Annotated in this window: 8 protein-coding genes; 3 read left to right on the top strand and 5 right to left on the bottom strand. The window is 63.2% G+C overall.

Features of this window, described 5'->3' with window-relative positions; all coding sequences use genetic code 11:
• The first annotated feature begins 80 nt into the window (after positions 1–80).
• From ACZ52D_RS19595 to ACZ52D_RS19585, 3 genes are all read left to right on the top strand, one after another.
• Complete coding sequence (locus tag ACZ52D_RS19595; RefSeq protein WP_464443608.1) at positions 81–1,223, top strand: FAD-dependent monooxygenase; 1,143 nt, start codon at positions 81–83, stop codon at positions 1,221–1,223.
• Between the two features lie 532 nt (positions 1,224–1,755).
• A complete protein-coding gene (locus ACZ52D_RS19590) occupies positions 1,756–2,796 on the top strand; it encodes an efflux RND transporter periplasmic adaptor subunit (protein WP_464443607.1) in 1,041 nt (346 codons plus the stop codon).
• 10 nt (positions 2,797–2,806) lie between these two features.
• Complete coding sequence (locus ACZ52D_RS19585; protein WP_464443606.1) at positions 2,807–5,857, top strand: efflux RND transporter permease subunit; 3,051 nt, start codon at positions 2,807–2,809, stop codon at positions 5,855–5,857.
• Positions 5,858–6,033: 176 nt separating this feature from the next.
• On the opposite strand, the gene guaD is transcribed toward ACZ52D_RS19585, so the two are convergent.
• The 5 genes from guaD to xdhA form a co-directional block, all read right to left on the bottom strand.
• The gene (guaD, locus tag ACZ52D_RS19580) at positions 6,034–7,338 is read right to left on the bottom strand and encodes a guanine deaminase (protein WP_464443605.1); all 1,305 of its coding nucleotides are present in this window, start codon (positions 7,336–7,338) and stop codon (positions 6,034–6,036) included.
• Between the two features lie 63 nt (positions 7,339–7,401).
• Positions 7,402–8,988 carry a xanthine/uracil/vitamin C permease gene (locus ACZ52D_RS19575; protein WP_464443604.1) on the bottom strand — a complete coding sequence of 529 codons (1,587 nt, stop codon included), beginning with the start codon at positions 8,986–8,988 and terminating at the stop codon, positions 7,402–7,404.
• A gap of 33 nt (positions 8,989–9,021) precedes the next feature.
• The gene (gene xdhC, locus ACZ52D_RS19570; protein WP_464443603.1) at positions 9,022–9,915 is read right to left on the bottom strand and encodes a xanthine dehydrogenase accessory protein XdhC; all 894 of its coding nucleotides are present in this window, start codon (positions 9,913–9,915) and stop codon (positions 9,022–9,024) included.
• Between the two features lie 3 nt (positions 9,916–9,918).
• Positions 9,919–12,237, bottom strand: a complete 2,319-nt coding sequence (xdhB, locus tag ACZ52D_RS19565; RefSeq protein WP_464443602.1) for a xanthine dehydrogenase molybdopterin binding subunit — start codon at positions 12,235–12,237, stop codon at positions 9,919–9,921.
• A 12-nt stretch (positions 12,238–12,249) separates the two neighbouring features.
• Positions 12,250–13,713: a xanthine dehydrogenase small subunit gene (xdhA, locus tag ACZ52D_RS19560; RefSeq protein ID WP_464443601.1), complete on the bottom strand. Its 1,464-nt coding sequence runs from the start codon at positions 13,711–13,713 to the stop codon at positions 12,250–12,252.
• Positions 13,714–13,846 lie beyond the last annotated feature (133 nt).

The raw sequence follows: 13,846 nt of genomic DNA, 5'->3' as shown, positions 1-13,846 counted from the left end.
TCCCATTGCTTTAATCTGGACCGGCGGCAGAATATTTGTTAGCACACAAACAATCTAATTCGTGACAGAGAGGAACTGACATGCACTCGATCGAACAGGTGGACATCGCCGTTATCGGCGCGGGTCTCGGCGGCGCCGCGGCGATGGCGCTGCTGGATGAAGCGGGCTTCTCGGTACACACGTTCGAGCAGGCGCCGGAATTCACCCGCCTTGGCGCGGGTATCCACATTGGCCCCAACGTGATGAAAGTGTTCCGCAAGATCGGGCTGGAGGACCGGCTGGCCTCCATCGGCTCGCACCCGGATTACTGGTACTCTCGCGACGGGCTGACCGGCGAGTATCTGTCCCGCATCGAACTGGGCGATTTTGCCAAGAAGGAATATGGCGCGCCCTATATCACCATTCACCGGGGCGACCTGCATGCGGAACAGATCGCCGCACTGCCACAGGACCGGCTCCACTTTGACCATCGGCTGACCGACATCACGGAACGCGATGACGACGTGCTACTCACCTTCGCCAATGGCAAGCAGGTTTCGGCGAAACTGGTGATCGGCGCGGACGGCATCAACTCCGTGATCCGCGAGAAACTGCTCGGTGTCGAAAAACCCCGGTTCTCCGGCTGGGTCGGGCACCGGGCGCTGGTCAACATGGACAAGCTGCGCGCCTCCGGCCTGGATTTTGAACCCTGCGTCAAATGGTGGTGGGAGCAGTCGCGCCACATCATGGCCTATGCAACCAAGGGCAACGGGTCGGAGTACTACTACGTCACCGGCGTGCCGGTGGACGGCTGGGAGCATGACACCGGTTTTGTTGACAGCTCGCGCGAGGAGATGGAGGTGATCTTCGGCGGCTCGCACCCCATGGTCAACGCGCTGATCGACGCCACCGAGGAAGTCACCAAATGGCCGTTCTGGAACCGCGACCCGCTTAACCTCTGGAGCCAGGGCCGCCTTTGCCTTCTGGGCGATGCCTGCCACCCGATGCGTCCGCATATGGCCCAGGGCGCCTGCATGGCAATCGAGGACGCCGCTGTGCTGACCCGCAGCCTGGTGGAAACCGGAACCGCGGATTACGCCACCGCCTTCCGGATCTATGAAACCACCCGCCGTGAACGGGCAACCAAGGTGCAGACCATCTCAAACGCAAATACCTGGCTGAAAGAGCCGGAAGATCCGGCTTGGGTCTATGCGCACGATCCATTGAGTGTGCAGCTCGGCTAGGGCCCCACCCTTCCTTCCAAACAAGCGGCCGCCCTTCCGGGTGGCCGTTTTTGGTATGAACTATAGCCACTGAGAAAATTGGCCAAGGGTGCAAAGCTTGGCCGCGGGCTAGCGTCGCCCAAGGCTGACGTCGGGTCCGCCATTGACGATCAATTGCGGACAATGCCCAATTTCGGCAACCCACCTGAACCTCGCAAATCATGACGTCGCCGAATTACATGCAACACCACCGCCAAATTCCAGTCGAGACCCCATGCTGCATCTCGGAATTGTGATCTTGTTCACAGGATTTTCTTTTTACATGGATTAAGCACCATGCGGTCAGTGCTGGAGCCGTCTGCCAGCCGGGGAAAGATTTTGCCAAACATGCGTGAAACCGTTCTCCCCGTGGCATCATGTCTTGATGATGCCGACAGTTTAGCCCCCTGCCCCGCCCTGAAGCGGGTTATGGGGATCGGCCTGATGCATGATACGCGGCCTCGAACCAAATAGTTTGCGCGTGACGTACCCGCGCCCGGAAAGAGAGACATAGATGCTTTGGAAGAATAGTTTAACCCTGATCTTGGGAGTGTTTCTTCTCTCATCCGCAGCCTTGGCCCAGGAGCCCGTCAAGCCTGTCAAACTGATGACAGCCACGTCTCAAGCCCTTCTGCTGGAACGGCAATTCTTTGGTCAAGTCGCCGCCAAACAGACAGTGGACCTGGCCTTTCAGGTCAGCGGGCAGATACTGAAATACCCGGTATCCGAGGGAGGAACGGTGGCCAAAGGTGACCTGATCGCCGAGCTGGATCTTGAGCCGTTTGAACTGCAACTGGAACAGGCCCGCTTGCGCAAGGAGCAGGCTGACCGGACCGTGGCGCGTCTGGAAAAACTGACCGGGACTGTCAGCCAGGTATCGATCGACGACGCCGAAACCGAAGCGGGTCTTGCCCGGGTGGCGTTGCGCGATGCCGAATACGCCCTCGAGCACGCCACATTGAACGCCCCGTTTGACGGCCTTGTCTCGCGCCGGGAGGTGGAACAATTCACCACGATCAGCGCCGGCACTCCGGTGGTGCGTCTCCATGACATGTCGGAACTGCACATCAAGGTCGACGTGCCGGAGATCCTGTTTCAGCAGGCCGATAAAAGCGATGTCGTGACGATCTCCGCGCAGTTTCCCGGCCAGTCGACCGAATACCCCCTGGAGATGCTGGAATACGATGCCGAGGCCAGCAGCATCGGCCAAACCTACCGGGTGACCCTGCGTCTTGATCCACCCGCCGACCGTCAGATCCTGCCCGGCGCGTCAGCAACCGTCAACGTGCGGGTCGACACAGGGAGTGCGGCAATCCGGGTACCGGCCACCGCCCTTGTGGCAGACACGGATGGTCGCACGGGCGTCATGGTGTTCTCACCAACCGGTGCCTCTGAAGGTACCGTCACCTGGACCCCGGTTCAGGTCGAGGCAACACAGAACGGTGATTTCCGGATCACTGACGGTCTCAGCGGCGGCGAGGAAATCGTGCTGACCGGGGGCGGCGCGCTGAAGGATGGCCAGGCGGTCAGCCGCTTCACCGGCTTTGGAAATTGAGGGCAGACTGATGGACATTGCACGCGGGTCGATCAACCGGCCGCTTTACACTTGGATCATCATGCTGACCGCGTTGCTGGGGGGGATCTGGGGCTTTCTCAACCTTGGGCGGCTCGAAGATCCGGCCTTCACCATCAAGTCCGCCGTCATCTCGACGCAGTATCCCGGTGCCAGCAGCGAACAGGTGGCCCTGGAAGTCTCTGAGCCGCTGGAATCCGCGATTCAGAAGATGGGACAGGTAAAACGCATCACTTCGGTCAACCGCCCGGGGCACTCCCTGATCGAGGTCGAAATGCAGGACACCTACGATGGCACCGAACTGCCCGCGATCTGGACCGAGCTGCGTGCGGAAATCCGCGATGCGGCCAGACAGCTGCCAGAGGGCGTCAGCCAGCCTTTTGTCAACGATGGTTTCGGCGATGTCTTTGGCCTGTTCTATGCCGTGACCGCCGAAGGTTACACGGACGCCGAGAAACACGAGCTGGCCACGTTTCTGCGACGCGAATTGCTGACCGTAGACGGGGTGGCGGATGTAGAGATCGCAGGCCTGCCGCAAGAGGCCATTTTCGTCGAACCCAGAATGGCGATTGCCGTGAACCAGAACATTCCGATCGACGCGATCGGCAATGCCCTTGCAACCGCCAATTCGGTTCGCTCTGCAGGTCGACTGGATGCAGGCCCGTCGGACACAAGGCTGAACGCACCCGAAGGCTCAGACTCCGTCAGCGCCATCCAGGGTCTGGCGATCGGCTGGCAAGGCGAGGTCATCAACGTTGTTGACATGGCAGATGTCCATCGTGGCCGAATTGACGATCCCGACCTGATCATTCGCTATGACGGTGTCGAAGCCTTCACGCTCGGCATTGCCGGTCTTTCTTCGGAAAACATCGTGGAAGTCGGCAAGAAGGTCGATGCCAAGCTGGCGGAACTGGACGGACAGATCCCCTACGGTGTTGAACTCAAACCAATCTATCAACAACATGTGGTTGTCGAGCAGGCCTCCAACGATTTCCTTGTGAATCTGGCGATGTCGGTGACCATCGTGGTGGTGGTGCTGGCGCTGTTCATGGGCTGGCGCGCCGCTGTGGTTGTGGGCAGCACATTGCTGCTGACGGTTGTGGGCACGCTGCTCTTCATGAATCTCTTCTCGATCGAGATGGAGCGGATTTCGCTCGGCGCGCTGATCATTGCCATGGGCATGCTGGTCGACAATGCCATTGTGGTTGCCGAAGGGATGCAGATCGCGATGTCTCGCGGCCGAAACTCCCGCGAAGCGGCTCACGAGGCAGCAGCCAAAACGCAAATCCCGCTGCTGGGCGCGACCGTCATCGGCATCATGGCCTTTGCCGGGATCGGTCTCAGCCCCGATGCCTCGGGCGAGTTCCTGTTCTCGCTGTTCGCCGTCATCGCGATTTCCCTGCTGCTCAGCTGGCTTCTGGCGCTGACCGCGACGCCGCTGCTGGGGCATTACTTCTTCAAACAAGGGGCGGAGGGCGGCAAGGACGCCTATGGCGGGCTGCTGTTTCGCGCCTACGGGGCCGTACTGCGTGCATCGTTGAAGCTGCGCTGGTTGGTGGTTGCCGGGCTTGCGGGCATCACCGTGGTCTGTTTCATCGGCTTTGGCCAGGTCCGGCAGCAGTTCTTCCCGGACTCCAACACGCCGCTGTTCTTCGTCCACTACAAGTTGCCGCAAGGCACATCGATCCAGACAACCAGCGCGCATCTGAAAGTCTTTGAAGATTGGCTGGCCGAGCGGGACGATGTGGTCTCGGTCGCCTCTTTCGCGGGTCAGGGCGCCACGCGTTTCATGTTGACCTATTCGGCCGAGAAGCCCAATCCCAGCTATGGTCATTTGATTATTCGCACCGAGACCCTGGACGCGATCCCGCCACTTCAGGCGGAGTTGGAAGCCTTTGGTCAGGCGCAGTTCCCCGAGGGCGAATTCCGCACCAAGCGGCTTGTCTTCGGTCCGGGCGGCGGTGACCCGATCCAGGTACGGTTTTCCGGACCGGATCCCAAGGTGTTGCGCGAACTGGGCCGAGAAGCCATCGAACGGCTCGAAGCCGCCTCTCCCAATATCCTGATGCCGCGACATGACTGGCGCGAGCAGGAGGTCGCGCTGAAGCCGATCTACGCGACCGACCGCGCGCAGACCGCCGGTGTTACCCGAGAAAACATCGCGGATGCGCTGCAGTTTTCGACCGACGGCTTACAGATGGGCGTTTTCCGTGAGCGTGATCGCCAGATCCCGATCGTGGTACGTCGCGCGCCTGAACAGACCTACAACATCTACGATCAAGTCGTGTTCTCCGCGTCCTCGGGCAGCTCTGTTCCGCTGGAACAGATGATCGACGGAATTGACGTGGTGGTTGAAAATACCCTCGTCCACCGCCGCGACCGGGTCCCAACCCTGACGGTCGGGGCCGACATTCCACCGGATATGACCGCCGCAACGGTCTTTGCCGAGGTGAAGGACGCCATCGAGGCAATGGAGATCCCGCCCGGCTACATGATGGAATGGGGCGGTGAACATGAAAGCTCTGGCGATGCAAACGAAAGCCTTGGCAAACAGTTGCCGGTCACGCTTTTGATCATGGTTCTGATCTCGGTGTTGCTGTTCAACGCCCTGCGCCAGCCGATTATCATCTGGCTGTTGGTGCCGATGTCGGTGAACGGCGTGGTCATTGGTCTTTTGGGCACCGGCTTTCCCTTCACCTTCACGGCGCTTCTGGGCCTGCTCAGCCTGTCAGGCATGTTGATCAAGAACGGCATCGTACTGGTCGAGGAAATCGACCTGGTGCGTGAAACCGGCAAGCCGCTGCGGGAGGCCATTGTCGAGGCGTCGGTCTCGCGCTTGCGCCCGGTGATGCTGGCCGCAGTGACCACCATTCTTGGCATGGCGCCGCTGCTGACGGATGCTTTCTTTGTCTCCATGGCCATTACGATTATGGGCGGTCTCGCCTTTGCCACCGTGCTGACTCTGGTCGCTGCGCCGGTGTTCTACCTGATCTTCTTTGCGCGGGATGAAAAACGCGAAGCGCGAGCAGCGGCCACTGCGTGACCTCTTGTCTGCAGCCCGTGAAGCAAGGAATGCAGACAAGATCCTAAACTGATGACTGCCACCTGCCGGTCTGCGCAGGTGGCAGTTGTGTTGGGGTGAAGCCAGCAAAGAATGCCTGTACTCAGGCAAGCATGGCAGCCGCTTGTTACAGCGGCTGCCGGTTGCGTTTTCGGTGATCAAGAAGCCGGCTTCATGGGTTTCCCTGCCACGTAGGTCTGTGCGATGGCACGGTCGTCGCCCAGCATCTGCAGAACGAACAGCTCCTCGGACAGGGTCTCGGCGCGCTGCATGCGCAGGTCCATCGCCGGGGTGGCGCGAGCGTCCAGCACCACGATGTCGGCCTCGGTCCCGGCTTCCAGCGTGCCGATCTTGTCCTCCAGCCCCAAGGCCTGGGCGTTGCCGCGGGTGATCCAGTGGAAGGCGCGCAAAGGGTGCAGCTTCTGGTTCTGCAATTGCAGGATCTTGTAGCCCTCGTTCAGAGTCTGCAGCATCGAATAGCTGGTGCCGGCGCCGATGTCGGTGGCGATGGCATTGGTGATGCCACGGTCGCGCAGGCCCGCATCATCGAACAGCCCGCTGCCGAGGAACAGGTTCGACGTCGGACAGAACACCGGCTTGGCGCCGGTCTCCGCCAGCGCATCGATCTCGCGCGGCTGCAGGTGGATCGAATGGCCCAAGAGCATCTTTTCGGTCAGCAGCCCGTTCGACTGGTAGACATCCAGATAGTCGCGCGCCTGCGGGTAAAGCTCTGCCGTGTAGGCGATTTCGTCATGGTTCTCAGACAGATGGGTCTGCACGTAGCACTCGGGATGTTCCTGCACCAGCGCGCCCGCCATCTCGAGCTGCGCCGGGGTCGAGGTGATGGCGAAGCGCGGCGTGATCGCATACATCCCGCGGCCCTGGCCGTGGTATCGGGCGATCAGCGCCTTGCTGTCGTCATAGCCGCTGACCGGGGTGTCCAGCAGGCCGTCGGGGGCGTTGCGGTCCATCATCACCTTGCCGCCGATCATCCGCATGTCGCGCGCGGCGGCGGCGTCGAAATAGGCCTCGGCCGAGGCCTTGTGGACCGAGCAGTAGGCCACCGCGGTGGTGGTGCCATGGGCCGTCAGCAGGTCCATGAAGTGCCCGGCCATCTCGGCGCTGTGGGCGCCATCGGCAAAGCGGGTTTCTTCCGGGAAGGTGTAATTGTTGAGCCAGTCCAGGAGCTGCGAACCCCAGCTGGCGGTGACCTGCACCTGCGGAAAATGCAGGTGGGTATCGATGAAGCCGGCCATCAGGATATGGGGGCGGTGGTCGATCACCTCTGCCTGCGGGGCCTGCCGGGCCAGTTCGCCATAGCTGCCCTTGGCCAGGATCATGCCGTCTGCAACCAGCAGCGCGCCATCCTCGATGTAGTCATAGGCGCCGGTGTCCTCGGGGTCCTGCGGTTCGGCGGAAAAATCCAGCACTCGCCCGCGTAGCAGCGTCTGTTTTGGTGTCATGTCCTTGATGTCCTTGGGTTTAGGGTCGGGGGCGCGGGGCCCCCGACCCTGTGTCATGAGGGGTTATTCGCCCGCCGGAAGATGCGGCGCGCGGGGCTGTGTGTCGTCCTGCGTGCGTTCTTCCGCCTTGTGGAAGATCGGGTAGATGAAAAGGAAACCCGCCGCGATCAGGTAGCCGAGCGCGATGCCGCTGAACTCGGGCCAGTGCAGGCTGGCGGAGTGGATCACGCCGACCAGCGACATCAGCGCCGCCGCCAGGGCAAAGCCGCCCGCATTGCGGAAGTCGCCGTCGATGACGCTGGCAACGATGGCGCCCCAGATCAGCCCGGTCAGGATCGCGCCCTGGCTGAGCGCCAGATGGCCCTCGTAATGCGCCCCCTGCTGCAACAGCGCCGCGGTCAGCTCAGGATCGCCCAGCTGTGCCATGCCGGTGGCGCCCAATGCGCCCAGGGCCCCGGCCAGCGCGCCCCATTTGATCACCAGGAAGGCCGAGACATGCGGCATCATCGCGATGGTTACGGCGGCGATGTGGTCGGTCTTCACCGAATGCGCGGTGTTGGTCACGAGGCTGAGGGCGACAAACACCAGCACCGGCGCGGCGGCGGCCACGGGGATCAGGTTGTTGAGGAAGGCCAAGAGCCCAAAGAAGGCGGCAAAGGGGATCACCAGGCCGACGCCGATGATGTAGCCGGAACGCGCGCCCATGCGCTTGTAGGCCGGGTGGCCGATATAGGCGGTGGTCGGGAAGGGCGAGCCGAACACCGCGCCGATCATGGTGCCGACGCCGTCGGTCACCTGGCAGAGGCCGACCGGGTAATGGTCGCCTGCGGCTTCGGCGCTCTCGACGTTGTTCATGGTCTCGATGAAGTTGTAGATCTGAACCGGCACCAGCACCAGGAACAGCTCCGGGTTGGCGAACAGATGCTGGATGCCCGCGATCAGATCACCGAAGTAGGGGATCGGCAGGTAGACGCCAACGCCGTCGAAGGAGACCGAGGCCTCGCCCATGCCAAGCGCCACCACGGTGCCGACGATCAGCGCCAGAAGGCCCGCCGGGATGTTGAACGGCAGCCGGTGGCGGCCGACCAGACCCCAGAGGATGATGATCATCGAGGCAAAGCCGATGAAGGGGTTCTCGAAAATCGTGGCCAGCGGCACGGTGCCGATGAACACCAGCGCAATGCCGCAGAGCGTGCCGAGCATGCCCGCGCGCGGGGTCACCCGCTTGAGCCAGGGGCCGACGATGGCGCCCATCGCGGCGACGATGCCGCCCATGAAGCCCGCGCCGATGCCCACCTGCCAGGCCAGCATGGCGTCATTGGTGGACCAGTAGATCGGGCCGATCACGCCGAACAGGTAGACGAACATCACCGGGGTCGAGATGCCGTAGGGCAGCGCGGTCACGTCGCGGCCCTGTTTCTCGGCCACGTGCTTGGCCATCCAGGTGTAGACCGCGATGCCGGCCAGAATGGCCACCGCCGCGCCCGGCACGATGCGGCCAAAGACGATGTCCGCAGGCATCTGGAACACGAACTGGCAGATGCCCGAGAGCACGATCAGGTTGATCAGGTTGTCGGTGAACAAGGCCCAGAATGCACTGAAGTCATTCCGCGCAAAGAAATTGTAGCTGTAGCTCCGCCCTGTGGTCATGGCGGCCTCCTCCTGTCAAAGAGGACGCAGTCCTTAGCGGCTGATTTCCTCAGCCGTGTCTCCCCCTGCGTCCGGTTGGCTGCCCGCATTGGGCAGGTCAATGCTCCGTGATGGAGCGGACGCGGCAGGTTCATAGGTCAGATCAGCGATCACCTCTGCGGCCACGAAGGCTGCGATGACGCTGGGCCGCTTGTCGCGGCTACCGCTTGCCCCGATGGGGCAGATGAGACGGTCAGTTGCCAGACCGTCGCAATGGTCCCGGCACCAGCGGCGGAATTTCTCCCGCTTGGTGGCCGATCCGATCAGCCCGACATAGCCCGCATCGCCGCGCTGCAGGGCAGCGGAGGCAAGCAGGAAGTCGAGCGCGTGATCGTGGGTGAGGACGACAAAGGCGCTGCCCGCAGGGGCGGTGGCGATGTCGATCTCGGGAATGGCGCTTTGGCGGATCTCCACATCCGCGTTGCACAGCGCCAGCTCCTCGGCACGCTGGTCGATCAGGATGCAGCGCACCGGCAGGTGCTGGAACAGATCCGCCAGCGCGCGACCGACGTGGCCTGCGCCCATCACGTAGACATGCGGCAGGGCGGCCTGCGCCGCCTGCTCCTCGGCGAGGGCGCTGTCGCGGTCAGCCTGGCGCATCTGCGCCAGCGTCATTTCCACCCGTCCGCCGCAGCACTGGCCGATTTCCGGCCCCAATGGCACGTCCAGCGTGTCGCTGATGACATGGGTTTGCAGCATCCGCCGGGCGTGGTCGATGGCGATGTATTCCAGCTGGCCACCGCCGATGGTGCCCCACAGGCCCTCCGCCGCCACATACATGCAGGTGCCGACCTCGCGCGGGGAAGACCCCCGCACGCGGCTGAGGCGCACCTGCACCACATGTTTGTGGCTGGACAGGAAGTCCTGAAGGGTGGCGCGGCGGTGCATGGCTCAGCCCTGCGCCTTGAGGGTTTCGATCGCCATCAGCACGCGTTCGGGCGTGGCGGGCGCATCGAGGCGCGGGCAGTGCTTGTAATCCGCGGTGCTGGCCACCGCCATCGACAGCGCCTCGAACACCGAGATCCCCAGCATGAAGGGCGGTTCGCCCACGGCCTTGGACCGCTTGATGGTGCGCTCCTTGTTGACGGACCATTCCGCCAGCCGGGTGTTGAAGATGCGCGGCCGGTCAGAGGCCAGCGGGATCTTGTAGGTCGAGGGCGCGTGGGTGCGCAGGCGGCCCTCCTTGTCCCACCACAGTTCCTCGGTTGTGAGCCAGCCCATGCCCTGGATGAAGGCGCCCTCGACCTGGCCCTTGTCCAGGATCGGGTTCAGCGAGCGGCCCACGTCATGCAGGATGTCGGTGCGCTCGACCCGGTATTCCCCGGTCAGCGTGTCCACCGACACCTCGGAGCAGGCGGCGCCATAGGCGTAGTAAAAGAACGGCCGACCCTTGCCCGCGGCGCGGTCCCAGTGGATCTTCGGGGTCTTGTAGAAGCCTGCCGCCGACAGGTGGACGCGGGCCATGTAGGCTTCCTTCACCAGCGCGTCGAAGGTGACGACCTCGCCACCGATGCGCACACGGTTGGGCAGAAATTCGACCTCGGCCTCCGGCACGCCGTATTTCTCGGCTGCGAATGTGGTCAGCCGGGCGACGATCTGTTTTGCCGCGTCCAGGGCGGCCATGCCGTTCAGGTCCGAGCCGGACGAAGCCGCGGTGGCGGAGGTGTTCGGCACTTTCTCGGTGGTGGTCTTGGTGATCTTGATGCGCTCGAAATCAACCTGGAAGGCATCGGCCACCACCTGCGCCACCTTGGTGTTGAGGCCCTGCCCCATCTCGGTGCCGCCGTGGTTCAGGTGGATCGAACCGTCGTTGTAGACGTGGATCAGCGCCCCTGCCTGATTGTACCAGGTCGCGGTGAAGGAGATGCCGAATTTCACCGGGGTCAGGGCGATGCCCTTCTTGATGATCTTCGACTCCTTGTTGAAGGCGATGATCTCTTCGCGGCGCTTGCGGTACTCGGCGCTTTCCTCCAGCTCGCCGACCAGACGGTCGAGGATGTTGTCCTCCACCTTCTGGTGGTAGGGGGTGAGGTCGCGGCCTTCCTCGCCGTAGAAATTTGCCTTGCGCACATCCAGCGGGTCCTTGCCGAGGGCATAGGCGATCTCTTCGATCATCCGCTCGGCGACGATCACCCCCTGAGGGCCGCCAAAACCGCGGAACGCGGTGTTGGAGACAGTGTTTGTCTTCATCGGGCGGCTTTTCAGCAGCACGTTGGGATAGAAATAGGCGTTGTCGGCGTGGAACAGCGCGCGGTCGGTCACTGGCCCGGATAGGTCAGAGGAATAGCCGCAACGCGCGGCAAAGCCGCCCTCGACCGCCTGGATGCGGCCCGCGTCGTCAAAGGCGACATCGTAATCCACCACGAAATCGTGGCGCTTGCCGGTGGCGGTCATGTCCTGATCGCGGTCGGGACGGATCTTGACCGGGCGGTTCAGTTTCTTCGCGGCGATTGCGGCCACCGCGCAGAACAGGTTCATCTGGCTTTCCTTGCCGCCAAATCCGCCGCCCATCCGGCGCACGTTGACGGTCACGGCGTTGTTGGGCACGCCCAGGACATGCGCCACCATATGCTGCGCCTCGCTGGGGTGCTGGGTGGAGCAGTTGACGATCACATCCTCGTCCTCGCCGGGGAGGGCAAAGGCGATGTGGCCTTCCAGATACATGTGGTCCTGGCCGCCGATGCTCATCCGGGCCTGGATACGGTGGGCAGCGGCCTTCCGGCCGGCCTCGACGTCGCCGCGCTCCAGCTTCAGCGGGTCGGTGACCATCGGATAGCCTGCCTCCTGCGCCTCGACCGGGTCCAGCGCGTGCGGCAGCACCTCGTAATCGACGTTCGCCAGTTCGGCGGCACGGCGGGCAGCGTCGCGGGTTTCGGCGATCACCGCGAACAGCGGCTGGCCGTGGAATTCGACCTTCTCAGTCGGGAACACCGGCTCATCCTGCTTGCCGGTGGGGCTGATGTCGTTGACGCCGGGAACATCCTCGGCGGTCAGCACATCCACCACACCGGGGGCGGCGCGCACGGCAGACAGGTCGATGCCCTTGATCCGGGCGTGGGCCACGGTCGAGACGCCCAGGTAAGCGTGCAACGTGCCGACGGGTTCGGCGATGTCGTCGGTGTATTCGGCGCGGCCGGTGACGTGCTTGATGGCGCTGTCGTGCTGGCGATCCTGATGCACGGCGCCGCTGACGGTCTGATGGTCTTTCATCGCAAATTCTCCTCAGGCGACGGCCAGCCGGACGGCACCGGGCTTGTCCGCATCGTTTTCCAGGTAGAAGCGGCGCAGCAGGTTGCCGGCAGTCAGGCTGCGGTACTCGGCCGAGGCGCGCCAGTCGCTGAGCGGGGTGAAATCCTGCTTCACCGCCTCGGCGGCGGCGTCGAACGCGGCTTCGCTCCAGGGCTGGCCGACCAGCGCCGCCTCGGCGCCCGAGGCGCGTTTCGGGGTGGCCGCCATGCCGCCAAAGGCAATGCGTGCGGCGGTGATGGTGCCATCGGCAACCGTCACGCTGATCCCTGCCGCGACCGAGGAAATATCCTCGTCCCGGCGCTTGGAGATCTTGTAGGCGGCGTCAATCTGGCCCTTCGCCGGGCGCGGGATGCGGATCGAGGCGACGAAATCGCCCGGTTCGCGGTCCTGCTTGCCGTAGTCGATGAAGAAATCTTCCAGCGGCAGCGTGCGCGCGCCGTCTTTCTTCTGAAGTGTCACCTCGGCCCCCAGCGCGATCAGCACCGGCGGGGTGTCCCCGATGGGCGAGCCGTTGGCGATATTGCCGCCGATGGTGCCCATGTTGCGCACCTGCCAGCCGGCGATACGGTCCCAGTATTCGACCAGGTGCGGGAAGGCCTCGCGGATGGCGGCCTCGCTTTCGGTGTAGGTGACACCGGCGCCGATGGTCAGCGCCTCGTCGGTCAGCTCGATTGCCTTCAGCTCCTCAAGGTGGGAGACGAAGACCACCGGCGAGATCGGCTTCATGAACTTGGTGACCCACAGGCCCACGTCGGTGGAGCCTGCGACGATGGTGGCCTTGGGGTTTTCGGCCAGAACCTCGGCCAGATCCGCCACGTCCAGCGGCAGGATAGCGCGGTCGTCCTCGGGGCCGGTGACGACGCGGGTCTTGGGCTGGATCGCCTCCAGCTGTGCTGTCAGCGCCGCACGCTCGGTGTTGAGGTAGTCGTTGGCGGGCGTGCCGTACTGGTTCACCGCAAGTGCGGCCTTCACGATCGGCTCATAGCCGGTGCAGCGGCAGAGGTTGCCCTGCACGGCGGTTTCGACCTGTGCTTCAGTCGGCTGCGGGGTCTGCATCCACAACGCGTAAAGCGACATCACGAAGCCGGGTGTGCAGAAGCCGCACTGGCTGCCGTGGCAGTCGACCATCGCCTGCTGCACCGGGTGCAGACGGCCCTTGGGACCAGAGAGATGCTCGACCGTGACCACGTGGCAGCCGTTCAGAGAAGCCAGGAAGCGGATGCAGGCATTGACGGTTTCAAAACGCAGCGCGCCGTCCTGCAGGCGGCCCACCAGCACGGTGCAGGCGCCGCAATCGCCCTCGGCGCAGCCTTCCTTGGTGCCGGTCAGCCGCTGCTCCAGCCGGAGGAAATCCAACAGGGTCGTGGTCGCCTTCACGTCCTTGACCGCAACCTCGCGCCCGTTCAGCACTAGGCGAATGTCGTTTTGATGTTCCATCTGGCCTCCAAAGTCGTCGCTAGACAGCATGTTCTGCGTTGCTGCATTTTTACACTTTCCGACTGCCACGGTTAACGGCTGCATTCGCGAAAAGCTTTCAACACCCTGTTGAAAATGTTTAGGCTAAAGCCTG

Source organism: Leisingera sp. S2M4, assembly GCF_055398055.1.
Note: the sequence above shows the minus strand (reverse complement) of the source record. Positions and strands in the feature narration are given on the sequence as shown.

Excerpts from the sequence above, each read along its gene's own strand:
- ACZ52D_RS19595 (WP_464443608.1), top strand. The coding sequence starts at position 81 with ATGCACTCGATCGAACAGGTGGACATCGCCGTTATCGGCGCGGGTCTC.
- ACZ52D_RS19590 (WP_464443607.1), top strand. The coding sequence starts at position 1,756 with ATGCTTTGGAAGAATAGTTTAACCCTGATCTTGGGAGTGTTTCTTCTC.
- ACZ52D_RS19585 (WP_464443606.1), top strand. The coding sequence starts at position 2,807 with ATGGACATTGCACGCGGGTCGATCAACCGGCCGCTTTACACTTGGATC.
- guaD (WP_464443605.1), bottom strand. The coding sequence starts at position 7,338 with ATGACACCAAAACAGACGCTGCTACGCGGGCGAGTGCTGGATTTTTCC.
- ACZ52D_RS19575 (WP_464443604.1), bottom strand. The coding sequence starts at position 8,988 with ATGACCACAGGGCGGAGCTACAGCTACAATTTCTTTGCGCGGAATGAC.
- xdhC (WP_464443603.1), bottom strand. The coding sequence starts at position 9,915 with ATGCACCGCCGCGCCACCCTTCAGGACTTCCTGTCCAGCCACAAACAT.
- xdhB (WP_464443602.1), bottom strand. The coding sequence starts at position 12,237 with ATGAAAGACCATCAGACCGTCAGCGGCGCCGTGCATCAGGATCGCCAG.
- xdhA (WP_464443601.1), bottom strand. The coding sequence starts at position 13,713 with ATGGAACATCAAAACGACATTCGCCTAGTGCTGAACGGGCGCGAGGTT.